Origin of the sequence: Actinacidiphila bryophytorum, from assembly GCF_016916835.1 — a bacterium.
GTDB classification, from domain to species: domain Bacteria; phylum Actinomycetota; class Actinomycetes; order Streptomycetales; family Streptomycetaceae; genus Actinacidiphila; species Actinacidiphila bryophytorum.
Window position 1 is genome coordinate 1 of sequence record NZ_JAFFIX010000043.1, and the last position, 22505, is coordinate 22505.

The 22505-nt window shown below is 74.1% G+C and carries 18 protein-coding genes; 15 read left to right on the forward strand and 3 right to left on the reverse strand.

Annotated features, from left to right (window positions below; translation table 11 throughout):
* Positions 1-448: 448 nt before the first annotated feature.
* Positions 449-1387, forward strand: coding sequence for a tetratricopeptide repeat protein (locus JT723_RS33595; RefSeq protein WP_251513846.1), 939 nt, complete (start codon positions 449-451; stop codon positions 1385-1387).
* A gap of 78 nt (positions 1388-1465) precedes the next feature.
* Here the strand turns inward: JT723_RS33595 and JT723_RS33600 are convergent, their stop codons facing one another.
* Positions 1466-2764, reverse strand: coding sequence for a DUF1015 domain-containing protein (locus tag JT723_RS33600; protein ID WP_205048677.1), 1299 nt, complete (start codon positions 2762-2764; stop codon positions 1466-1468).
* Between the two features lie 75 nt (positions 2765-2839).
* Between JT723_RS33600 and JT723_RS33605 the strand changes: the two genes are divergently transcribed.
* Positions 2840-3844 carry an HAD-IIA family hydrolase gene (locus tag JT723_RS33605; protein ID WP_205048678.1) on the forward strand — a complete coding sequence of 335 codons (1005 nt, stop codon included), beginning with the start codon at positions 2840-2842 and terminating at the stop codon, positions 3842-3844.
* Positions 3845-4087: 243 nt separating this feature from the next.
* Here JT723_RS33605 and JT723_RS33610 read toward each other — a convergent pair whose 3' ends face one another.
* Positions 4088-4435 (reverse strand): sterol-binding protein, encoded by a 348-nt coding sequence (locus tag JT723_RS33610; RefSeq protein ID WP_205048679.1) that lies wholly within the window; start codon positions 4433-4435, stop codon positions 4088-4090.
* Between the two features lie 165 nt (positions 4436-4600).
* Between JT723_RS33610 and JT723_RS33615 the strand changes: the two genes are divergently transcribed.
* The 7 genes from JT723_RS33615 to JT723_RS33645 all read left to right on the forward strand — a co-directional run bounded on the left by JT723_RS33615 (position 4601) and on the right by JT723_RS33645 (position 11773).
* Entirely contained in the window at positions 4601-5542 is a 942-nt protein-coding gene (locus JT723_RS33615) for a histone (RefSeq protein WP_205048680.1), read from the forward strand.
* Positions 5535-5786 carry a hypothetical protein gene (locus tag JT723_RS33620; RefSeq protein WP_205048681.1) on the forward strand — a complete coding sequence of 84 codons (252 nt, stop codon included), beginning with the start codon at positions 5535-5537 and terminating at the stop codon, positions 5784-5786. The genes JT723_RS33615 and JT723_RS33620 overlap by 8 nt, the downstream gene beginning before the upstream one ends.
* A 13-nt stretch (positions 5787-5799) precedes the next feature.
* Positions 5800-6609 (forward strand): TlyA family RNA methyltransferase, encoded by an 810-nt coding sequence (locus JT723_RS33625; protein ID WP_205048697.1) that lies wholly within the window; start codon positions 5800-5802, stop codon positions 6607-6609.
* Positions 6606-7520, forward strand: coding sequence for an NAD kinase (locus JT723_RS33630; protein WP_205048682.1), 915 nt, complete (start codon positions 6606-6608; stop codon positions 7518-7520). Before JT723_RS33625 ends, JT723_RS33630 begins: the two co-directional genes overlap by 4 nt.
* A 64-nt stretch (positions 7521-7584) precedes the next feature.
* Positions 7585-9336 carry a DNA repair protein RecN gene (recN, locus tag JT723_RS33635; RefSeq protein ID WP_205048683.1) on the forward strand — a complete coding sequence of 584 codons (1752 nt, stop codon included), beginning with the start codon at positions 7585-7587 and terminating at the stop codon, positions 9334-9336.
* Between the two features lie 378 nt (positions 9337-9714).
* Positions 9715-10521 carry a hypothetical protein gene (locus JT723_RS33640; protein ID WP_251513843.1) on the forward strand — a complete coding sequence of 269 codons (807 nt, stop codon included), beginning with the start codon at positions 9715-9717 and terminating at the stop codon, positions 10519-10521.
* Positions 10522-10642: 121 nt separating this feature from the next.
* On the forward strand, positions 10643-11773 hold the full coding sequence (locus tag JT723_RS33645; RefSeq protein ID WP_205048684.1) for a glycosyltransferase family 4 protein: 1131 nt from the start codon (positions 10643-10645) through the stop codon (positions 11771-11773).
* A gap of 348 nt (positions 11774-12121) precedes the next feature.
* Here JT723_RS33645 and JT723_RS33650 read toward each other — a convergent pair whose 3' ends face one another.
* Positions 12122-13936: a glycoside hydrolase family 15 protein gene (locus tag JT723_RS33650; RefSeq protein WP_205048685.1), complete on the reverse strand. Its 1815-nt coding sequence runs from the start codon at positions 13934-13936 to the stop codon at positions 12122-12124.
* Between the two features lie 393 nt (positions 13937-14329).
* Between JT723_RS33650 and pyrG the strand changes: the two genes are divergently transcribed.
* The 6 genes from pyrG to JT723_RS33680 all read left to right on the forward strand — a co-directional run bounded on the left by pyrG (position 14330) and on the right by JT723_RS33680 (position 22453).
* Positions 14330-15982: a CTP synthase gene (gene pyrG, locus JT723_RS33655; protein ID WP_205048686.1), complete on the forward strand. Its 1653-nt coding sequence runs from the start codon at positions 14330-14332 to the stop codon at positions 15980-15982.
* Positions 15983-16045: 63 nt separating this feature from the next.
* Positions 16046-16669 carry an NUDIX domain-containing protein gene (locus JT723_RS33660; protein ID WP_205048687.1) on the forward strand — a complete coding sequence of 208 codons (624 nt, stop codon included), beginning with the start codon at positions 16046-16048 and terminating at the stop codon, positions 16667-16669.
* 75 nt (positions 16670-16744) lie between these two features.
* Positions 16745-19030, forward strand: coding sequence for a tetratricopeptide repeat protein (locus JT723_RS36340; protein WP_205048688.1), 2286 nt, complete (start codon positions 16745-16747; stop codon positions 19028-19030).
* A gap of 249 nt (positions 19031-19279) precedes the next feature.
* Complete coding sequence (gene ald / locus JT723_RS33670; protein WP_205048698.1) at positions 19280-20395, forward strand: alanine dehydrogenase; 1116 nt, start codon at positions 19280-19282, stop codon at positions 20393-20395.
* A gap of 256 nt (positions 20396-20651) precedes the next feature.
* The gene (locus JT723_RS33675) at positions 20652-21740 is read left to right on the forward strand and encodes a ParA family protein (protein WP_205048689.1); all 1089 of its coding nucleotides are present in this window, start codon (positions 20652-20654) and stop codon (positions 21738-21740) included.
* Positions 21725-22453: a hypothetical protein gene (locus JT723_RS33680; RefSeq protein WP_251513836.1), complete on the forward strand. Its 729-nt coding sequence runs from the start codon at positions 21725-21727 to the stop codon at positions 22451-22453. Before JT723_RS33675 ends, JT723_RS33680 begins: the two co-directional genes overlap by 16 nt.
* Positions 22454-22505 lie beyond the last annotated feature (52 nt).

The following is a 22505-nucleotide window of genomic DNA, read 5'->3' on the forward strand; positions in this document are numbered from 1 at the left end:
CCCGCGTGACGACCGGCCGGCTCGTGACGACAGGCCCCGCTACGACCGCCCGCGCTATGACCGTCCGAGGGACGACCGTCCCCGTTTCGACGGCCCGCGTGACGACAGGCCGCGCTACGACCGTCCCCGTGACGACCGTCCGGCCCGTGACGACCGCCCCCGCTACGACCGTCCCCGTGACGACCGCCCGCGTGGGCCGCGTCGTGAGGACGACCGGGGCGGCTTCCGCCGCGACGACAGGCCGCGTGACGACCGTCCGCGCTACGACCGCCCGGCCCGTGACGACCGCCGCGACGACCGGCGGGACGACCGCCCGCGCGGCGGCCCGCGCCGGGACGGCGACCGTCGCCGTGACGAGCGCGGCTACGGCCGGCGTCCCGTCGTCGAGGGTCGCGGCCGGTTCGAGAACCGCGGTGGCAGGGACGAGCGGCGCGAGGACCGGGAGCCGGTGCGCCGGCTGCCCATCCCCGACGAGGTCACAGGCCACGAGATCGACCCGAGCGTGCGCCAGGAGCTGATGAGCCTGCCCAAGACGCTCGCCGACGACGTGGCCCGCAACCTGGTGATGGTCGCGCGGCTGCTGGACGAGGAGCCCGAGCAGGCGTACGCGTACTCGCGTGTGGCGCTGCGGCTGGCCTCGCGTGTCGCGGCCGTACGGGAGGCGGCGGGCTTCGCCTCGTACGCCAGTGAGCGGTACGCGGAGGCGCTGGCCGAGTTCCGTGCGACCCGGCGGATGACCGGCACGGTCGACCTGTGGCCGGTCATGGCGGACTGCGAGCGCGGCCTCGGGCGTCCCGAGCGTGCGCTGGAGATGGCCGGTGCGCCCGAGGTGCACAAGCTGGACAAGGCAGGCCAGGTCGAGATGCGGCTGGTGGCCGCCGGCGCCCGGCAGGACATGGGCCAGGCGGAGGCGGCGGTCGTGACGCTGCAGAGTTCCGAGCTGGCGTCCAACGCGGTGCACCCGTGGACGGCACGCCTGCGGTACGCGTACGCCGACGCGCTGCTCGCCGTGGGCCGCGAGTCCGAGGCGCGCGAGTGGTTCGCGAAGGCGCTGGAGGCCGACCAGAACGGCACCACCGATGCGTCGGACCGGCTGGCCCAGCTCGACGGCGTGGAGTTCGTCGATGCCTTCGACGACGCGGACGACTCGGACGACGACGCCGACGAGGTGGACGAGAGCGACGACGCCGACGAGAGGGACGACGTCACTGCCGCCGACGACGAGGCGGACGACGAGGATGAGTCCGACGACTCGGACGACGAGCCCGCGGCGCCCCGGGCCGCGGTCGAGGTGGATGAGGAGTCCGATCTGACCGACGAGGCCGACCCGGCGTCCTTCCTCGACTCGCCCTTCCGCGAGCCCGCAGCGGGCGACAAGGACCAGTAGGACGAGGCAGCAGCCGTACCGCAGAGGGCGGCACCCGCACACCGCGGGTGCCGCCCTCTGCCGTGTGCCGCCCAGGCGTCAGCCCAGGTCCAGGCTCCGCATGACGAGCCCGCCGGCCGGTTTCGGGCCGAAGGACGTGGACTTGCGCGGCATCATGACGCCCTGCTCGGCGAGTTCGCGGACGACGGGCTCCCGTACCGGGTGCATCAGCACGGCCGTCCCGCCGTGCCGTACGGCCTGTTCGACCGCCGCGTCCGCGGTGTGGATGTAGCGGATCTCGTCCGGGAGGTCGGGGGAGTCGGGGACCTGCCAGACGTGGTCGAGCAACAGGTGGTGCAGGACGGTGGCGTCAAGCCGCCGCCACTGCGGCGGGCGGTCGGCCGGGACGTGGCGGTCGAGCGCGCCGGGGTCCGGGCGGTCGAGGAGGTGGAAGCCGTTGCCACCGGCGAGGACGAAGGCGTTGCCCTGCTCTGCCGCGTCGGCCAGCTCGCCGAGCGCCGCGTCGAGGGTGCGGCCGGGCAGGGCGCGTACCCGGAAGAAGGGGCTGGCGGCATCCAGCGCGCGGGCGGGCGGCAGATGCTGCAGGACCCGGTGGATGGCGCGGACCCGCAGCGGGTGGCGGGCGGTGTCGACCAGCAGGACCAGGCCGAAGTCCCACGGGGTGCCCGGCGGGTGGGCTGCCTGCAGCCTGCGGTACGTCGCCCAGCGGTGGTGGCCGTCGGCGATCAGGGCCTGCCGGCCTGCCAGGTCCGCGCCGGCCGCGGCGATCTCGGCGGGGTCGGTCAGCGCCCACAGGCGGTGGTGGACGCCGTCCTCCGTCGTCGTGCCGAGCAGCGGTTCGCGGGTGTCCGCGGTGCGTTCGACCAGGGCGGCGGTCGCGTCGCCGTCGCGGTAGGCGAGCAGCAGCGGTTCGAGGTTCGCGCGGGTGGCGCGCATCAGGGCGGCACGGTCGGCGACCGGACCCGGCATCACGTCCTCGTGCGGCAGGACCACACCGTCCTCCGGCGGGCTCAGCCGCAGCGCGCCGATGACGCCGCGCTGCAGGTGGTCGCCGTCGCGCTGCTCGTACACGTACAGCGCCGGGTCGGGGTCCGCGGCCAGCACGCCCTGCTCCCGCCACGCGGCAAGCGTGCGGGCGGCCTTGCCGTGCCGGGCCTGCGGCGTCTCGGCGTCGGGGAGGATCAGCCGGACCACGTTGTACGGGTCGGCGGTCTCCAGATGGCGCTGGCCGTCCGGGCGGACGACGACGTCGTACGGCGGCGAGGTGACCGCCGCGAGACTGCCGACGCGCTCGGCGACGTAACGCAGTCCGCGGAAAGGGGTCAGCCGCAGACCTTGCTCGCCTGGGGGTCCTGGGTGGGGACCGGGGGTGCTCATCAGCGCATGGTACGTCCGGCGGTAGGGATGGGGGATGATCGGAGCGACGCCGACCAGCGAGGAGCGAGCCCGCCCATGACCGACCGGACCAGCCCGAGCGGCAGCGAGCAGCCGCTGCACACCGCGTACGACACGGCGCTGCTCGACCTCGACGGCGTCGTCTACGCGGGCGGCGAGGCCATCGCCCACGCCGTCGAGTCGCTGGCCGCCGCCCGCTCCGACGGCATGCGGCTCGCCTACGTCACCAACAACGCCGCCCGCACCCCGCAGGCCGTCGCGGAACACCTCAGCAGGCTCGGCGTGCCCGCGGAGGCGGAGGAGGTCATCACCTCCGCGCAGGCCGTCGCACGGCTCATCGCCGAGGACGTTCCCGCCGGGTCGAAGGTGCTCGCCGTCGGCGGCGAAGGCCTCTTCGCCGCGCTGCGGGAACGCGGGCTCCAGCCCGTCGAGTCCGCCGACGACGCGCCCGTCGCGGCCGTACAGGGCTACGGGCCCGAGCTGCGCTGGTCGCAGCTCGCGGAGATGGCGTACGCAGTCAAGGCCGGGGTGCCGTGGTTCGCCTCCAACACCGACCTCACCATCCCGACCGCCCGCGGGGTCGCGCCAGGCAACGGCGCCGCCGTCGAGGCGGTGCGCATCGCCACCGGGGCGACTCCGCGGGTCGCGGGGAAGCCGTTGCCGCCGATGCATCGGGAGACGGTGCTCAGGACCGGGGCTCGGCGCCCCATCGTGGTGGGGGACCGGCTCGACACGGACATCGAGGGGGCCAACGCGTCCGGTGTGGACTCGCTGCTCGTCCTCACCGGGGTCACGACCCCCGAGGCCCTTCTTGCGGCTGCACCGCAGCACCGGCCGACGTACGTCGCGGCGGACCTCCGCGGCCTTCTCACCCCCCACCCGCCCGTCGTCCGGGACGGCTCCCAGGCGCACTGCGGCGGGTGGACCGTGTCCGCCGCGCCCTCCCTCACCCTCGCCGGTTCCGGCGATCCCCTCGACGCGCTCCGCGCCCTCTGCGCCGCCACATGGTCCTCCGACCCCCGCCTCGACCCCTCCGAGCCCCTCTCCCACCTCTCCCTCTGACCGGGGGTCCTGCCCCTTGCGGTGGCCGGGCGCCTTCCGGCCGGTGGTGGGTTGCGCGCGCAGTTCCCCGCGACCAGCCCGGACGGGCGGGAAGAAGGCAACGCCACAGCAAGTGGCACTCACCTCAGGAGGCGCTGGGGGTACCCCCAGGCGAAGCTCTGGGGGCGGAACGGCGCGCGCAACCCACCACCGGGGGAAAGGCGGACGCCCGCCGCAAGGGGCACCCCCCCCGGGGGGGGACGGTCAGAGGAGGGTGCGGAGGCGGAAGACGTCGCGGAGGGAGGCCTGGACGCGCACGCGGCCGCTGCCCCAGGCTTTGGCGAAACTCAGTTCGCCGCCGACCATGGCGACAAGGTCACCGCCTGACATCGTCAGTCGAATCTGCGCCTTGTCCTGCGGAGCACCTGGCACGGTGACGACATCGGTGATCGCGCCGCCGTGCAGGCGCCCGACGAAGGTGACGTCGAGGTCGGTGATGCGGCAGCTCAGCGAGCGGTCGAGGGCGGTGGCGGCGCGCACGTCGCCCTCGGCCTTCGCCATGTTCCGCGACAGCTGGTCGAGTGCGGCGCGGCACTCCTCGATGGTGGCCATCGGCGCGGTCTCTCCCGGTCGAACGGTACGTCCGGACGACGGTACCGCAGGCACCGTCGACGGGCCGCGGCGGCGGGAGGCGGTAGCGTCATGACCACGGCGGTCCGCGCGCGGCCCGCCGGCCGAACGATGTGTCAACGGGCGAGGCGACGAGGAGTGAGAGCGATGCGGGACGCGCTGCGTACGTGTCTGCAGATCGCGGGCGGCCTGACCGAGGCCACCCGCCGCCGTACGGTCGACGCGGCCAGGGAACTGCTCGACCAGACCGGTATCGACGTCGATGCCGTCCAGCGGAGGATCGAGTCGGCCATCCCGGCGGAGGTGCAGACCCTCGCCGACGAGCTGATGGCCACCGGGCGGGCCAACCGCGACCTGCTGGTCGGGCTGATCCGCGAGGAGGTCGACAAGGCGATGAGCCGGGTCGGCCGACTTGCCGACGAGGTGACAAAGGTCGGCGTGGTCCTGGAGACCCTCGAACGCCGTATCCGCAACCTGGAGTCCGAGGAGGAGGACGGGGAGCCCGCCGCCAGGCCTGCGCCGTCCGAGCCCGCGCCGCCGGTGCAGCACGTACGGGTCGAGACCGAGCCGGCGCCCGGCCCGCGCAAGGCCGCGGCCGAGAAGCCGCCCGCCGCGAAGAAGACCACCGCACCGCCGGCGAAGAAGGCGGCGCCCGCGAAGAAGACGACCGCACCGCCGGCCGCGAAGAAGGCGCCCGCGGCCCGCAAGAGCGCGGCGGCGAAGAAGGCCACCACCACCAAGTCGGCAGCCGCCCACCGGACCACGGTGACGAAGAAGGCCGCCGCCGCGAAGAAGGCCGCACCGGCCAGGACGGCGGCGGGCAAGACCGCCGCGGCCAGGCCCGCCCCCGCGAAGAAGGCCCCCGCGAAGGCCGCAGCCAAGAAGACCCCGGCCGCGAAGAAGACCGCGAACCCCACCAGGACCACCGCGTCCGGCGCCCAGAAGGCCGCCCCCGCCAAGGAAGCGGCCAAGGAGCCCGCCCCCGCGAAGAAGGCGGCCGCAAAGAAGGCCACGCCGAAGAAGGCCGCGGCCAAGAAGGCCGCGGCCCCGGCCAAGCCCGCGGCACCGGACGCGGCCGGCAATGACTGAACCCGGCACCGGGCAGGGCGCGTACGGCCAGGAGCCCGCGCCCGCGCACGCCCCAGACGCGCCCGCGCGACCCGAACCGCTGGGGGTGACGGTCGCGCCGACGGGGAATGCTGACGTCGACGCGGCGATGGACCGCCTCGCCGACGCCGACGACCTGCCCACGCAGTCCCACATCGAGGTGTACGAGGATGTACACCGCGGGCTGCGCGACGCGCTCGCCGCGCTGGACGAGAACAGGAGCTGAACCGTACGTGGCAGTGGCACGACGCCGACTCGACGCCGAGCTGGTGCGCCGGAAACTCGCGCGCTCCCGTGAGCACGCAAGCCAGTTGATCGCCGCGGGCCGGGTCACCGTGGGCGGGGCGACCGCCACCAAGCCCGCCACGCAGGTCGAGACCTCGGCCGCCGTCGTGGTGGCCGAGGGCGGGGACACCCCCGACTACGTGTCGCGCGGCGGCCACAAACTGGCCGGCGCGCTGGCCGCCTTCCAGCCCCGCGGGCTGGTCGTCGAGGGCCGCAGGGCGCTGGACGCCGGCGCGTCCACCGGCGGTTTCACCGACGTCCTGCTGCGGGCCGGCGCCGCCCAGGTGGTAGCCGTGGACGTCGGGTACGGCCAGCTCGCCTGGTCGCTGCAGAGCGACCCGCGGGTCGTGGTCAAGGACCGCACCAACGTGCGGGAGCTGACGCTCGACCACATCGACGGCGAGCCCGTCGGCCTGGTCGTCGGCGACCTGTCCTTCATCCCGCTCGGCCTGGTGCTGCCGGCCCTGGTGCGCTGCGCCGCACCGGACGCCGACCTGGTCCTGATGGTCAAACCGCAGTTCGAAGTGGGCCGGGAGCGGCTCGGCAGCGGAGGGGTGGTCCGCAGCGCGCAACTGCGGGCCGAATGCGTGGTGAAGGTCGCGGGGCAGGCGGCGGAACTGGGCCTCGGGGTGCTCGGGGTGACCGCGAGCCCGCTGCCCGGGCCTTCGGGGAACGTGGAGTATTTTCTGTGGCTGCGAGCCGGTGCGCCCGTGCTGGACCCGGCCGATGTCGACCGTGCCGTGGCGGAGGGGCCGAACCGGTGACCATCAAGAGCGATGCACAGGACCGTACCGTCTTCCTGCTGACCCACACCGGAAGGGCCGCGGCGATCCGCAGCGCGGAAAGGGTCGTCCAGGGCCTGCTGCGCTGCGGGATCGGCGTGCGGCTGCTCGCCGACGAGGCCGCCGACCTGCCGCTGCCCGCGGCCGTCGAGCAGGTCGCCGAGATCGGCCCCGAGGCCGTCGACGGCTGCGAGCTGATCATCGTGCTCGGCGGCGACGGGACGCTGCTGCGCGGCGCCGAGTTCGCCCGCGCCTCCGGGGTGCCGCTGCTCGGCGTCAACCTCGGGCGCGTCGGCTTCCTCGCCGAGGCGGAACGCGACGACCTCGACAAGGTCGTGGACCGGGTCGTCACCCGCGAGTACGAGGTCGAGGAGCGGATGACCCTCGACGTGCTCGTACGCAACGACGGCCGCATCGTGCACACCGACTGGGCGCTCAACGAGGCCTCCGTCGAGAAGGCGTCGAGGGAACGCCTGCTGGAGGTCGTCACCGAGGTCGACGGCCGTCCCGTGTCCCGCTTCGGCGGCGACGGCGTCGTCTGCGCCACCCCCACCGGCTCCACCGCCTACGCCTTCTCCGCCGGCGGACCCGTCGTCTGGCCCGAGGTCGAGGCCCTGCTGATGGTCCCGATCAGCGCCCACGCGCTGTTCGCCAAACCGCTGGTGACCTCGCCGCGCTCGGTGCTCGCCGTCGAGGTGCAGCCCGAGACGCCCAACGGTGTGCTGTGGTGCGACGGCCGCCGCACCGTGGAACTGCCCGCGGGCGCCAGGGTCGAGGTCAGGCGCGGCGCCGTCCCCGTACGGCTGGCCAGGCTGCACCACGCCTCCTTCACCGACCGGCTCGTCGCGAAGTTCGCCCTCCCCGTGGCCGGCTGGCGCGGCGCCCCCGCCTGACCCGGCGAGGCGGGAAAGCTCATTGCCCGGCGGCGGGCGTCGCGCCGGGGCCGGGAAACCTCGTATGGTCGTATCCGTGTTGGAGGAAATGCGGATCAGGTCGCTGGGAGTCATCGAGGACGCCGTGGTGGAGCTGTCACCCGGCTTCACCGCGGTGACCGGCGAGACCGGCGCGGGCAAGACCATGGTCGTCACCAGCCTCGGACTGCTGCTCGGCGGCCGGGCCGACCCGGCCCTGGTGCGGATCGGGGCCGGTTCCGCGGTCGTCGAGGGCCGGATAACGATGGCGGCGGACGCCCGCGCCGCGATCCGCGCCCAGGAGGCCGGCGCCGAGCTGGACGACGGAGCGCTGCTCATCAGCCGTACGGTGTCGGCCGAGGGACGCTCACGCGCGCACCTCGGCGGGCGCAGCGTCCCCGTCGGGCTGCTCGGCGAACTCGCCGACGACCTCGTCGCGGTCCACGGCCAGACCGACCAGCAGGGCCTGCTGCGCCCCGCCAGGCAGCGCGACGCCCTCGACCGCTACGCCGGGCCCACCCTCGCCGGTGCGCTCGACAAGTACGGCGCCGCCTACCGCAGGCTGCGCGACGTCGCCACCGAGCTGACCGAACTCACCACCCGCGCCAGGGAACGCGCCCAGGAAGCCGACCTGCTGCGCTTCGGCGTCGAAGAGGTCTCCGCGGCAGAACCGCTGCCGGGGGAGGACGCCGAACTGGCCGCCGAGGCGGAACGCCTCGGACACGCGGAAGCCCTCGCCTCCGCGGCGACCCTCGCGCACGCCGCACTCGCCGGCAACCCCGAGGACCCCGAGGGCGTCGAAGCCGGCACCCTCGTCGCGGGCGCGCAGCGCGCACTCGACACCGTCGCCGCCCACGACCCCGACCTGGCCGCACTCGCCGCCCGGCTCGGCGAGATCGGCATCCTGCTCGGCGACGTGGCAGGCGAACTCGCCGGCTACGCGGACAACCTCGACGCCGACCCGCTGCGGCTCGCCGCCGTCGAGGAACGCAGGGCCGTACTCGCCCACCTCGTACGCAAGTACGGCACCGACATCGACGCGGTCCTCGCCTGGGCCGGGCAGAGCGCCGCCCGGCTTGCCGAACTCGAAGGCGACGACGACCGCATCGCGGAACTCACCGCGGAGCGCGACGCTCTCCGCGCCGAACTGAGCGGACTCGGCCAGCACCTCACCGACCTGCGCACCGAGGCCGCGGAGAGCTTCGCCGCCGCCGTCACCGCGGAGCTGGCGGAACTGGCCATGCCGCACGCCCGGGTCACCGTCGCCATCCGGCAGACCGAGTCCGCGGACGCCGAGTCCGGCATCGAGATCGGCGGGCGGGCCGTCGCGTACGGCCCCACCGGGGCGGACGAGGTCGAACTGCTGCTCGCCCCCCACCCCGGGAGCCCCGCGCGGCCCATCGCCAAGGGTGCCTCCGGCGGTGAGCTGTCCCGGGTGATGCTCGCCGTCGAGGTGGTCTTCGCCGGGTCCGACCCGGTGCCCACGTATCTCTTCGACGAGGTCGACGCCGGGGTCGGCGGCAAGGCCGCGGTCGAGGTCGGGCGGCGGCTCGCCCGGCTCGCCCGCACCGCGCAGGTCGTCGTCGTCACCCACCTCCCCCAGGTCGCGGCCTTCGCCGACCGCCAGCTCCTGGTCGAGAAGACGAACGACGGGTCTGTGACCCGCAGCGGTGTCACCGTCCTTGAGGGCGAAGCCCGCATCCGGGAGCTTTCCCGCATGCTCGCGGGCCAGGAAGACTCCTCCCTGGCCCGGGCCCACGCCGAAGAACTCCTGGCCACCGCCCGCACCACCCCCTGACGGGGAGTCCCCCACCAGGGCCGAGCCCCCACCCCGTGCGGGTCGTCACCGACCGGGAGGGGCTGTTCGGTCTGTCCCGGACCACCGGCCGGCGGGTGGCTGGTCGCGCAGTTCCTCGCGCCCCTTTTGGCTTGCCCTCCCGGGCAAGGGCACCCCTCCGGGGCTGCGGGGGCTGAGGGGGTGCCCTTGTGCAGGGCGGTGGGCGTTTTTCAGGGGCGCGGGGAACTGCGCGACCGGCCCCCACCGCGCGTGCGGGGCGTCACCGGCGCAAAGGGGCTCTTCGGGTCGTGTCGGGGCACCGGTGGGTGGTGGGTCGGGTGCGGTTGAGGGGAGGGAGGGGTGGGGAAGGGTGTGGGGGTGGAGGCGCGGAGTGGGCGGGTGTCTGTCGGGGTGGCGGCGGCGGGGGCGACCCGGGTCGCGTACGGGCTGTTGCGGCGCCGGCCGCCGGTCGAAGCGCGGATGTGGCGCAGGACGAACTACGCCGGGCGCGGCGTCGAGCTGTACGGCGGGCTCGCCGCCGCGGCGGGTGCGGCCACCGCAGTGGCCGCAGCCCGCGGCGTGGCGCTGCGCACCCGCATCGCCGCGGTCGGCGCGGCACTGGCGGCCGGCGCCTGCGGCGCGTACGACGACCAGTACGGCTCTCCCGCGGAGAAGGGCCTCGCGCACCTGAAGGCCCTGCGCGAGGGCCGTTTCACCTCGGGCGCAGCGAAGCTGCTCGGCATCGGCGCAGCCGGCCTCGCCGCAGGCGTCCTGCTCAAGACGCACCCCGCCGACCAGTTGCTGACCGGCGTCGTGATCGCCGGCACCGCCCACGCGGTGAACCTCGTGGACGTGCGGCCCGGCCGCGCGGCCAAGGCGGTGATCGCCGTCGGCGCCCCCGGCCTGCTGCGCCGCGGCCCGGCCGCACTGCTGGCCGCCGCGCCGGTGGGAGCGGCGGCCGCCGTGCTGCGGGACGACGTCAGCGAGCGCACGATGCTGGGCGACGCGGGAGCGCACGCGCTCGGCGCCGCCCTGGGCGCCGCCGTCGCCGTGGCCAACGGCAGGACGGGCCTGCTGCTGCACGCCGCCGCGCTGGTCGCCATGACCGTGACAGGCGACCGCATCTCCACCGACGAGCGCTTGTGGAAGGCGCCCGGAGTACGGCACGTTGACTCCTGGGGCCGGGTGGCACACCCGTATGGGTGATCCGGGGGGCGGGTGAGCCGGGCGGACCCCGCCCGCGGCTGCCCCGCCCCTTGCGCGGCCTGGCATCCTGGACAGGCCGCAACCGCCGCACACCAGGCCCGAGTCAGGAGCAGTACCCCGCGTGAGCAGCACCGCCGACCCCTTCGCTGGGCAGCTGCACGCCGTGCACGTGCTGGGCACGACGGCGGGAGCGCATGTCAGTTCGCTGGTCGGCGGGCTGGTGGCGCGGGGCGTCGAGGTGACGGTGTGCGGGCCGGTGGCGGCCGAGGCGGACTACGCCTTCGGGGCGACCGGGGCGCGTTACGTCCCCGTCGACCTGGGGCGCCGCCGCGCCACCGCCGCCGACGCGCCGGTGGTCGGCGCGCTGCGGGCCGCCTTCAACGGGGCCGGCGTCGTCCACGCGCACGGCCTGTGGGCCGGCTTCCTGGCCGCCGTCGCGCTCGGCGGGCGCGGCGTCCCGCTGGTCGTCACCTGGCACGGCGGCGCCCCCGCCGCGGGCGGCCGCGGCCTGGTGCTGCGCTGGCTGGAGCGGCGGGCGGTACGCGGCGCCACCGTCGTACTCGGCGTGTCGTCGGAGCTGGTGGACCGGGCGCGCGGCCTCGGCGGCAAGGACGTACGGCTCGCGCCCGCCGCCGTACCGCGTCCGCCGGGCCGCCCTCCCCGGCCCCCCGACGAGGGCGAACGCCACCGGCAGAAGACCAGGGCCGACCACGGGGCCGTCGACCGCCCGCTGCTGCTGGCGGTCGGGCGGCTGGAGCCCGCACAGGGCTACGACCTGCTCCTGGACGCCGCAGAGCGCTGGTCCGCACTGGACCCGGCACCGCTGGTCGCCGTCGCCGGCGAGGGCGGGCAGCGGGCCGCGCTGGAACGCCGTATCGAGGCCGGGCGGCTGCCCGTCCTGCTGCTCGGGCGCCGCGACGACATCCCGGACCTGCTGGCCGCCGCGGACCTCGTGGTCCTGCCCAGCCGCTGGGAGGCCCGCGCCCTCATCGCCCAGGAGGCGCTGCACGCCGGCGTGCCGCTGGTCGCGACGGACGTCGGCGGCATGCGTGAACTCGTCGGCGACGCGGCTGTCCTCGTCCCCTACGGTGACCCCGGCGCCCTTGCCGCCGCGGTCACATCCCTGCTCGCCGACCCGGACCGGCGCGCGGCCCTCTCCATCGCCGGCCGCGCCCAAGCGGCCACCTGGCCGACCGAGGACGACACGGTCGCCCAGATCCTGAGCATCTACGACGAACTCACCCAACCCTGACGGTTCCCCTTCCGCAGGGGGCGCCCATCCACCGGCCGCGGCGGCTGTACGGCTCCCCTTCCGCAGGGGGCAACCATCAGGGGCGCGGGGAACTGCGCGCGCAACCCCCACCGGCGGGTGGTCCGTCTTCGGACCGAACTGCCCCTTTGGGTCGGCGACGACCCGCGCCCCGGTGGGGGCTGGTCGCGCAGTTCCCCGCGCCCCTGAAAAACGCTCGCCCCCCTGCGCAAAGGGAGCCGCCCAAGCCACCGCGGCCCGCGGGAAAGCGCCCCCCCTGCGGAAGGGGAGCCGTACAGCCACCGCGGCCCGCGGAAGTGCGCAGCCTTGAGGGACCCCGCCCCGGAGGGGCTAGGCGGAGAAAGCCCCTGCGGCGGTGAGCCGCAGAGCCGTGTCGATGAGGGGGACGTGGCTGAAGGCCTGGGGGAAGTTGCCGACTTGGCGTTGGCGGCGGGGGTCCCATTCCTCGGCCAGGAGACCCAGGTCGTTGCGCAGGGCCAGGAGTTTCTCGAAGAGGCGGCGGGCCTCTTCGACGCGGCCGATCATGGCGAGGTCGTCCGCGAGCCAGAAGGAGCAGGCGAGGAAGGCCCCTTCGTCGCCGGGCAGCCCGTCGAGGTTGTCGTCACCGGAGGTGTCCGCACTGGAGGTGGGGTACCGCAGCACGAACCCGTCCTCGGTGGACAGCTCCCGCTGGATCGCCTCGATCGTGCCGATGACCCGTTTGTCGTCGGGCGGCAGGAAGCCCATCTGCGGGATGAGCAGCAGCGAGGCGTCCAGTTCGCGCGACCCGTAGGACTGCGTGAAGGTGTTGCGCTGCCGGTCGTAGCCCTTCTCGCACACGTCGTAGTGGATCTCGTCGCGCAGCGCCTTGAGCCGCTCGACGGGCCCGTCGACCTCGCCGGACTCGATGAGTTTGACGGTGCGGTCGACCGCGACCCAGGCCATGACCTTGGAGTGCACGAAGTGCCGGCGGGGGCCGCGTACCTCCCAGATGCCCTCGTCGGGCTCGTTCCAGTGCTTCTCCAGGTAGCGGATGAGCTTGAGCTGCAGCAGGCTGGCGTAGTCGTTGCGGGCCAGGCCCGTCATGTGGCCGAGGTGCAGCGCCTCGGTGACCTCGCCGTAGACGTCCAGCTGGAGCTGGTGCGCGGCGCCGTTGCCGATGCGGACGGGCGTGGAGCCCTCGTAACCGGGCAGCCAGTGCAGTTCGTTCTCGCCGAGTTCGCGTTCGCCGGCGATGCCGTACATGATCTGCAGGTTCTCCGGGTCGCCCGCGACGGCCCGCAGCAGCCACTCGCGCCAGGCCTGCGCTTCCTCGCGGTAGCCGGTGCGCAGCAGCGAGGACAGGGTGATGGCGGCGTCCCGCAGCCAGGTGAAGCGGTAGTCCCAGTTGCGGACGCCGCCGATGTCCTCGGGCAACGATGTCGTGGGCGCGGCGACGATGCCGCCGGTGGGGCCGTAGGTGAGGGCCTTGAGGGTGATCAGCGAGCGCACCACGGCTTCCCGGTAGGGGCCGGTGTAGGTGCACTGGGCGACCCACGCGCGCCAGAAGTCCTCGGTCGCGCTGAGCGAGCCCTCGGGGTCGGGCAGCGAGGGCTGCGGCTTGTGCGACGGCTCCCAGCTGATCGTGAAGGCCACCCGGTCGCCGGGGGCGACGGTGAACTCGGAGTACGTCGTCAGGTCCTTGCCGTAGGTGTCGACCTCGGTGTCCAGCCACACCGAGTCGGGCCCGGCCACCGCGACCGTGCGGTCGCCGACCTTGTGCACCCAGGGGACCACCTGGCCGTACGCGAAGCGCATCCGCAGCGCGGACGTCATCGGCACCCGGCCGGTGACGCCCTCGACGATCCTGATCAGCTGCGGGGCGCCGTCGCGCGGCGGCATGAAGTCGACGACGCGGACGGTGCCGCGCGGGGTGTCCCACTCGGACTCCAGTACGAGGGAGTCCCCGCGGTAGTGGCGGCGTGTCGCGGTCGGCGGCTGCTCGTTCTCGCGGTGGGCGGGTCCCAGCCGCCAGAAGCCGTGCTGCTCGGTGCCCAGGAGTCCGGCGAAGACGGCGGGCGAGTCGAACCGCGGCAGGCACAGCCAGTCGACCGTGCCGTCCCGGCAGACCAGTGCGGCGGTCTGCATATCACCGATGAGTGCGTAGTCCTCGATACGCCCGGCCACGTGCAACTCCAGTCGAACGACGGCGCCGCCCCAGGGGCTGGGACGGTCTTGCGGTCTGGGGATATTCGACGAGCTCATGATCCGGGAGCGGGCGGGATGGTGCCGTGCCGGCCGGCTCGCATCAATGCGTCCGTGCAGGATACGTCGTCGGGGTGGGCCGGTGCGCGCGTCTCGGCGATCTTCGGGGAGCCGGTCGGGTACTGCGTGAGATCGCCTCCGGTACACCGCGGCACACTCCCGGCACACCGGGCACGCGCCGCCTGCCGTGGCGGCCCGGCACCGCTGATACCCTGGTAGCCCGTGGGCCGGTGGGCTGAACCACTGAACCGCCGCGACGGCGCTCCCCGACGAGCACCGTCCCGACCCTCACCTCGCGACCACGGGAGCCCCCTCTTGGCAATTGCGCCGAAATCCACGACGACCAAGCACATCTTCGTCACCGGTGGTGTGGCCTCCTCGCTCGGCAAGGGACTGACCGCCTCCAGTCTCGGCGCGCTGCTCAAGGCACGCGGCCTGCGGGTCACCATGCAGAAGCTCGACCCGTACCTGAACGTGGACCCGGGCACCATGAACCCGTTCCAGCACGGTGAGGTCTTCGTCACCGAGGACGGCGCGGAGACCGACCTCGACATCGGCCACTACGAGCGCTTCCTGGACGTCAACCTCGCCGGCTCGGCGAACGTCACCACCGGCCAGGTCTACTCGACGGTGATCGCCAAGGAGCGGCGCGGCGAGTACCTGGGCGACACCGTGCAGGTCATCCCGCACATCACCAACGAGATCAAGTCCCGTATCCGCCGGATGGCCGCGGACGACGTGGACGTCGTGATCACCGAGGTCGGCGGCACCGTCGGCGACATCGAGTCGCTGCCGTTCCTGGAGTCGGTCCGGCAGGTGCGGCACGAGGTCGGCCGGGACAACGTCTTCGTCGTGCACATCTCGCTGCTGCCCTACATCGGCCCGTCCGGCGAGCTGAAGACCAAGCCCACCCAGCACTCGGTGGCCGCGCTGCGCAACATCGGCATCCAGCCGGACGCGATCGTGCTGCGCGCCGACCGCGAGGTGCCGACCGCGATCAAGCGGAAGATCTCGCTGATGTGCGACGTGGACGAGGACGCGGTGGTCGCGGCCATCGACGCGCCGTCCATCTACGACATCCCCAAGGTGCTGCACACCGAGGGCCTGGACGCCTATGTCGTCCGCCGCCTGGACCTGCCCTTCCGCGATGTGGACTGGGCGCAGTGGGACGACCTGCTCAAGCGGGTGCACGAGCCCGCGCACGAGGTGAGGGTCGCGCTGGTCGGCAAGTACATCGACCTGCCCGACGCCTACCTGTCGGTGACCGAGGCGCTGCGCGCCGGCGGCTTCGCCAACAACGCGAAGGTCCACATCAAGTGGGTCACCTCCGACGCGTGCAAGACCCCGGCGGGCGCCGCGGAGCAGCTCGGCGACGTGGACGCGGTGTGCGTGCCCGGCGGCTTCGGCGACCGCGGTGTCGAGGGCAAGGTCTCGGCGATCACGTACGCCCGCGAGCAGCGCATCCCGCTGCTCGGGCTGTGCCTGGGCCTGCAGTGCATCGTCATCGAGGCGGCCCGCAACCTGGCCGGCATCCCGGACGCGAACTCCACCGAGTTCGACCCGGCGACCGCGCACCCGGTGATCTCCACCATGGCCGAGCAGCTCGACATCGTCGGCGGCAAGGGCGACCTGGGCGGCACCATGCGGCTGGGCACCTACCCGGCCAAGCTCGCCGAGGGCTCCATCGTCCGCGAGGTCTACGGCGACCAGCCCTACGTCGAGGAGCGGCACCGGCACCGCTACGAGGTCAACAACGCCTACCGGGCCGACCTGGAGAAGGCGGCGGGCATCGTCTTCTCGGGCACCTCGCCCGACAACAAGCTGGTCGAGTACGTCGAGTACCCGCGCGAGGTGCACCCCTACCTGGTGGCGACCCAGGCGCACCCCGAGCTGAAGTCGCGCCCGACCCGGCCGCATCCGCTGTTCGCCGGCCTGGTGAAGGCCGCGGTGGAGCGCCGCACCGCCTGATCCCCCCGCTTCCCCCTCATCTCTCTCCCTTCTCTCTTTCTCCCTTTTCCCGGAAGGCGCAGCATGATCGAGGACACCCCGGAGGAGTGGCGGGTCACGGCCACCACCACGCCCTTCACCGGCAAGAAGACCAGCGTCCGCACGGACGAGGTGGTCATGCCGGACGGGAGCACGGCGACCCGCGACTACCAGGTCCACCCCGGCTCGGTGGCCGTCCTGGCGCTGGACGACCAGGACCGGGTGCTGGTACTGCGGCAGTACCGGCACCCGGTGCGGCACAAGCTGTGGGAGATCCCGGCGGGGCTGCTGGACATCCCCGGCGAGAACCCGCTGCACGCGGCGCAGCGCGAACTGTACGAGGAGGCGCACGTCAAGGCCGAGGACTGGCGGGTCCTCACCGACGTGTACACCACCCCGGGCGGCTGCGACGAGGCCGTACGCATCTTCCTGGCCCGCGGGGTCTCCGAGGCCGAGGGCGAGCGCTACGCGGTCTCCGACGAGGAGGCCGACATGGAGGTCGCCCGGGTGCCGCTCGCCGACCTCGTGCGCGGCGCCCTGGCCGGCGACCTGCACAACAACTGCCTGGTCGTCGGGGCACTGGCCCTGCGGGCCGCGCTCGCCGACGACGCCCTGGACACGCTGCGCCCTGCCGAGGCGCCCTGGCCTGCCCGGCCCTTCACCGCCTGAGCGGCCACCGCTCGGGCGGGGTGAACTAGGCTCGTCGCGGCAGCGGCAGGAACGACCCAGCCGGGAGCGTGGCCCGTGACAGAGCAGTCCCTTCGCCCGGAGCCCGCCGCGCCCAGGCCCGGGGACGGCGGGGTCGTGGAAGTGCCCGGTGTCCCGGCCGACTTCGTCGGGCGGGAGCGGGAGCTGGCGGAGCTGCTCGCGGACATCGACCGGCCCGGCCTCGGCAGCGGTACGCCCCCGGCGGCGCGGGTGCTGCTGGTGGCCGGGCGGCCCGGGACCGGGCGCACCTCGCTGGCGCTGCGGCTCGCCGCCGAGGTCGCGGACCGCTACCCCGACGGCCGCTGTTTCGTGCGGCTCACCAGCGCGGAAGGCACGCCCGTACCCGTCGAGCAGGTGATCCGCGGGCTGCGGCGGGCACTCGGCCCGGGGCCTGCGGGGCGGCGCCTGCTGCTGGTCCTCGACGACGTCGTGCAGGCCGGGCAGCTGGCCGCACTGCTGCCCGACTCGGCGGAGAGCCTGGTCGTGGCCACTTCGGGCGGTCCGCTGTCCGGTGTGCCCGACGTACGCCCCTGCACCCTCGGCGGGCTCGACACGCCTGCCGCGGTGGAGTTGCTGTCGGCGAAGGTCGGCGCCACCCGCGTCAGCTGCGACCCGCGCGGCGCGGAGACTCTCGTCCAGGACCTCGCGGGCCACCCCACCGCCCTGCACCTGACCGCGGCCTGGCTGGCCGCCCGCCCCGGCCTGTCCTTCGCCGACGCCACCGCCCGCCTCCGCGCGACCCCGTCCGCGCCTTTCGCACCGCCGCACCGCCGCCCGGAGCCCATGCCCCGCACGGCGGGTGTGCCGCTGCCCGCGGCAGCGCCTGCGGCGAGCCGGCCCGACCCCCGGTCCGCCGGTGTGCCGCGGCCTGTGGCGGACCCGGGGGCGGGGGGAGCCGCCGGCCTGGCGGGGTTGCCGTCTGCGGGCAGCGCCCCGGGCCGGTCCGCCGGTGTGCCGCGGCCTGTGGCGGACCCGGGGGCGGGGGGAGCCGCCGGCCTCGCGGCGGCTGCCGCGAGTACGCCCCATCCCGGTGCGGCCGGCCTGCCGCGGCCCGCGGTCGTCCCGGGGGCGGGGGGCGCGGCCGTGGCGAGTGGGCCCGCCGCCGGCGAGCTGGTGCGGGCCTTCCGGCTGGTGTACGGCGATCTGCCGGGCGCGGCGGCGCGGATGCTGCGGCTGCTGGTGCTGGCGCCCGCGGGGGTGGTGGACGCGCAGGGGGCGTCGGCCCTTGCCGGGTGCGCGGTGGAGGCGGCGCAGGCGACGCTGGAGGACTTCGTACGCAGCGGGCTGCTGGCCGGCGGGGCGCCGCAGTACCGCGTGCCGGGGTGCCTTGAGCCGATGTTCGCCGCGCTGCTCGCGGACGCCGAGCGCCCGGAGGACGTGCGGCTGGCGCGGGCCAGGATGCTGGAGCGGACCGTGCGGCTGCTGCTGTCGTGCCGGGCGGCGCTGGCCCGTGAGGCGGTCGAGGAGGGCATGCCGCGCGCCCTGCGGTTCGACACCGCCCAGGCGGCAGCCGGCTGGCTGGAGTCCCGGCTGCCCGCGCTGCTGGCCGCGGTGCGCTCGGCGGTGGCCGACGGCGAGCTGGACACGCTGGCCCGCCGCCTGGTGGCCGCGATGGTCCGTGCGCTCGCCGCCTTCCCCGGCGGCGACGCGATGGCCGCAGAGCGCTACGAGCTGCACTCGCTCGTCCTGGACGTCGCCGAACGCCGCGGGCTGCCGCGCGAGCAGGCCGCCGCGCTGATAAACCTCGGCGATCTGGACGCCGCCGCGGGGCGGAGCGACCGTGCGCTGGACCGCTACCGCGCAGCACTCGACGCGGCCCGCGCGTGCGACGACCGGCAGGCCGAGGGCCGGGTCCTGGAGGCGCTGGGCGGCACGTACCTGGAGCGGCACGACCCGGCGCGTGCCTTCGACTGGTACGGCCGCGCGCTCGCGCTGCGCCAGGCCGGCGGGGAGCTGGCCGACCAGGCCAGGCTGCACGGCAGGATCGGCACCCTGCTGGCGCTGACCGGGCAGTACGGCCAGGCGCTGCGGGCGTGGCGAACGTCCGCGGGCCTAAGCAAGCGGCTCGGCGACCTGCCGGCGCAGGCCAGGGCGCTGGCCGAGGCGGCCAGGGTGCAGGACGCGGCGGGCCGCCCGGAGGACGCGGTACGCAGCTGCCGCGACGCCCTGTACTGGGCGCGGCAGGCCGGCGACCGCCGGCTGGAGGCCGCGCTGCTGCTGCGGCTTGCCGACCTGCTGGACCGGCTCGGCGACCCGGAGGGCGCCAGGCTGCAGCGCGAGGCGGCGAACGGCCTGGCCGGCCCGGGCACGCCGGCCGGCTGATTTCCCCGGACCGTGACACCGCGGCAATGCGCCTGTCACCGGCCCCTGCGTAGCGCAGGCCCTTACCAGCCTACGAAACTGCCAATCCTCTTCGGAGAACCAGCCACTTTGTAAGGCTGGACAGCAGCTCCTCCTTCACTAGACTGGGCATGGCCGCACACAAGGCGGTCAGGTCCGACGTGTCGTGCCAACCCGCACCATGCCAGGACAATCCTGCCGGTATCCCTGAGCGCAAGGACCGTGATCGACGTGAAGGTGGGCATCCCCCGCGAGGTCAAGAACAACGAGTTCCGTGTGGCCATCACCCCGGCCGGCGTGCACGAGCTCGTCCGAGGCGGCCACCAGGTCGTCGTGGAGGAGGGTGCGGGCAGCGGCTCGTCCATCCCCGACGCCGAGTACGTCGCCGCAGGCGCCGCCATCCTGGGCACCGCGGACGAGGTGTGGGCGGCCGCCGACCTGCTGCTCAAGGTCAAGGAGCCGGTCGCCGAGGAGTACCACCGGCTGCGCAAGGGCCAGACGCTCTTCACGTACCTGCACCTGGCGGCCTCCCGCGAGTGCACCGACGCGCTGCTGGAGTCCGGCACCACCGCCATCGCGTACGAGACCGTCGAGACCGCCGACCGGCGGCTGCCGCTGCTGGCCCCGATGTCCGAGGTGGCCGGCCGGCTCGCCCCGCAGGTCGGCGCCTACCACCTGATGCGCTCGGCCGGCGGCCGCGGTGTGCTGCCCGGCGGGGTGCCCGGGGTGCTCTCGGGCCGCGCCGTCGTCATCGGCGCCGGCGTCTCCGGCTGGCACGCCACCACCATCGCGCTCGGCCTCGGCTTCCACGTCACCCTGCTGGACAAGGACGTCAACAAGCTGCGCGAGGCCGACAAGGTCTTCGGCAACCGCGTGCAGACCATCGCCTCCAACGCGCTCGCCCTCGAACAGGCCGTGCTGGACGCCGACCTGGTGATCGGCGCGGTCCTGATCCCCGGCGCCAAGGCGCCCAAGCTGGTCACCAACGAGCTGGTCTCGCGCATGAAGCCCGGCGCGGTCCTGGTCGACATCGCGATCGACCAGGGCGGCTGCTTCGAGGACTCCCGGCCCACCACGCACGCGGAGCCGACCTTCGCCGTCCACGACACGGTCTTCTACTGCGTCGCCAACATGCCCGGCGCGGTGCCCAACACCTCGACGTACGCGCTGACCAACGCCACCCTGCCCTACGTGCTCGAACTCGCCGACCGCGGCTGGCGCGAGGCGCTGCGCCGTGACCCCGCGCTCGCGCTGGGCCTCAACACCCATGAGGGGCAGGTCGTTTACGGTCCGGTCGCCGACGCACACGGCCTGGATCCGGTCGAACTGCGCACGCTGCTGGGCTGATAGCGGCACGCCGTGTCACCGCGCGGTGACCGCGGTGCCAACACTGCACCTCCGGCCGGGTCCTGCGACGTCAGGACCCGGCCTTTCATCTGGTTACGCCCTTGACAGCGGGGTGTTCGGTTGCCGACACATCGTGCCGTGTCCGGCGGATTGTGTTGCTGTGAACCACCGACACGCCATAGAGTCGCGAATCGTCGGCTGTAGTCACGCTGACCTGTTGAGAAGTTTCCTGGTCACCAAGGAGGTAAGACGACTTGTGAATGAGTCGACATTTGCTCCCGGGGGTGGTCAACCAGGAACGACCGTCGGTTCCGTCGCGGTCCGCACCTTCGAGTCGCGCAGGACCGAGACGACCACAGAGACGCAACCTGCTTACGCCATGGCGCCTTTCAACGACGACAACGACCTGCAGGACGGTCAGTTCTACGACCCGGACGCGGAGTACGAACCCGATCCTGAGTACGCCGCGACCCTCGCCCCCGACGCGGCGCGCCAGCGCCGCGAACGCGTCGGCCCCACCGGCCGCCCGCTGCCCTACTTCCCGATCCCCAACCCGCTCACCGACCACGGCCCGGCGAAGATCGTCGCGATGTGCAACCAGAAGGGCGGGGTCGGCAAGACCACCTCGACCATCAACCTGGGTGCCGCGCTGGCCGAGTACGGCCGCCGGGTGCTGCTGGTCGACTTCGACCCGCAGGGCGCGCTGTCCGTCGGACTCGGCGTCAACCCGATGGAGCTGGACATCACCGTCTACAACCTGCTGATGGAGCGCGGGTTGGCGGCGGACGAGGTGCTGCTCAAGACCGCGGTGCCGGGCATGGACCTGCTGCCCAGCAACATCGACCTGTCGGCCGCCGAGGTGCAGCTCGTCAGTGAGGTGGCCAGGGAGTCGACCCTGCAGCGCGCGCTCAAGCCGCTGATGGCCGACTACGACTACATCGTGATCGACTGCCAGCCCTCGCTCGGCCTGCTCACCGTCAACGCGCTCACCGCTGCCCACTCGGTGATCGTGCCGCTGGAGTGCGAGTTCTTCGCCCTGCGCGGTGTCGCGCTGCTCACCGAGACCATCGAGAAGGTCCGTGAGCGGCTCAACCCGGAACTCGAACTCGACGGCATCCTGGCCACCATGTACGACTCGCGGACCGTGCACAGCCGCGAGGTGCTGGCCCGCGTCGTGGAGGCCTTCGACGAGCACGTCTTCCACACGGTCATCGGCAGAACCGTCCGCTTCCCCGAGACCACGGTGGCCGGCGAGCCCATCACCACCTACGCCTCCAACTCCGTCGGCGCCGCCGCGTATCGCCAACTCGCCAGGGAGGTGCTCGCCCGGTGCCACGCCGAGTGACCCTGCCGGGTGCCGACGAGCTGTTCAGGACCACCGGGGGAGCGGCGCTCCAGGCGCCGCAGCCCCGGACGCAGCCGCAGCAGCACACCGGTGGCGAGCCGCGCGAGCCGCAGGGCGACGCGCGGCCCGGGTCGGGCCGTGAGCCCGGCCGGGACGGCGAGGCGGCGGACGGCGACCCCGACACGGCGGAGGACGGAGAGCAGCGCGGCGGCACCGAGCGCGCCGGCAGCGCGGAACACAGCGGCGCGGGCGTCCCCGCGGGCCGCAGGCCGCTCGGCGGCGCGCAGGCCGGCGCGGCCGCCGGCGGTGTCAACGGCACGGCCATCGCGCCGCCCCCGCCGCACGTCCCGGTACAGCAGCCCTACTCCCCGGCCGCCGCCGACCGGCAGCACCCCGTGGCACCGCCGGTCACCGCACAGCAGCCGCAGTCCGCGTCGGGACCGCAGCAGCCCCAGCAGGCCGCGGCCCGCCGCAAGGCACCCCGGCAGAACCGCCGCCCCAGTGGGCGCGAGCGGCACGACGAGAAGATCACCGTCTACGTGTCCGCCGAGGAGCTGATGGACCTGGAGCACGCGCGCCTGGTGCTGCGCGGCGAGCACGGCCTGGCCATCGACCGGGGCCGCATCGTCCGCGAGGCGGTGGCCGTGGTGCTGGCCGACCTGGAGTCGCGCGGCGACGCCAGCATTCTCGTACGCAGGCTGCGCGGACGCTGAGCCCCCGCGTAAGCCGTCCCCGGGGGCGATAGCCTGCCGTTTCCCGCCCCCG

Bases quoted from the DNA above. Each gene is read 5' to 3' on its own strand.
- JT723_RS33600 (WP_205048677.1), bottom strand. From the start codon at position 2,764: ATGAGCACCCCCGGTCCCCACCCAGGACCCCCAGGCGAGCAAGGTCTG.
- JT723_RS33605 (WP_205048678.1), top strand. From the start codon at position 2,840: ATGACCGACCGGACCAGCCCGAGCGGCAGCGAGCAGCCGCTGCACACC.
- JT723_RS33610 (WP_205048679.1), bottom strand. From the start codon at position 4,435: ATGGCCACCATCGAGGAGTGCCGCGCCGCACTCGACCAGCTGTCGCGG.
- JT723_RS33615 (WP_205048680.1), top strand. From the start codon at position 4,601: ATGCGGGACGCGCTGCGTACGTGTCTGCAGATCGCGGGCGGCCTGACC.
- JT723_RS33620 (WP_205048681.1), top strand. From the start codon at position 5,535: ATGACTGAACCCGGCACCGGGCAGGGCGCGTACGGCCAGGAGCCCGCG.
- recN (WP_205048683.1), top strand. From the start codon at position 7,585: ATGGTCGTATCCGTGTTGGAGGAAATGCGGATCAGGTCGCTGGGAGTC.
- JT723_RS33660 (WP_205048687.1), top strand. From the start codon at position 16,046: ATGATCGAGGACACCCCGGAGGAGTGGCGGGTCACGGCCACCACCACG.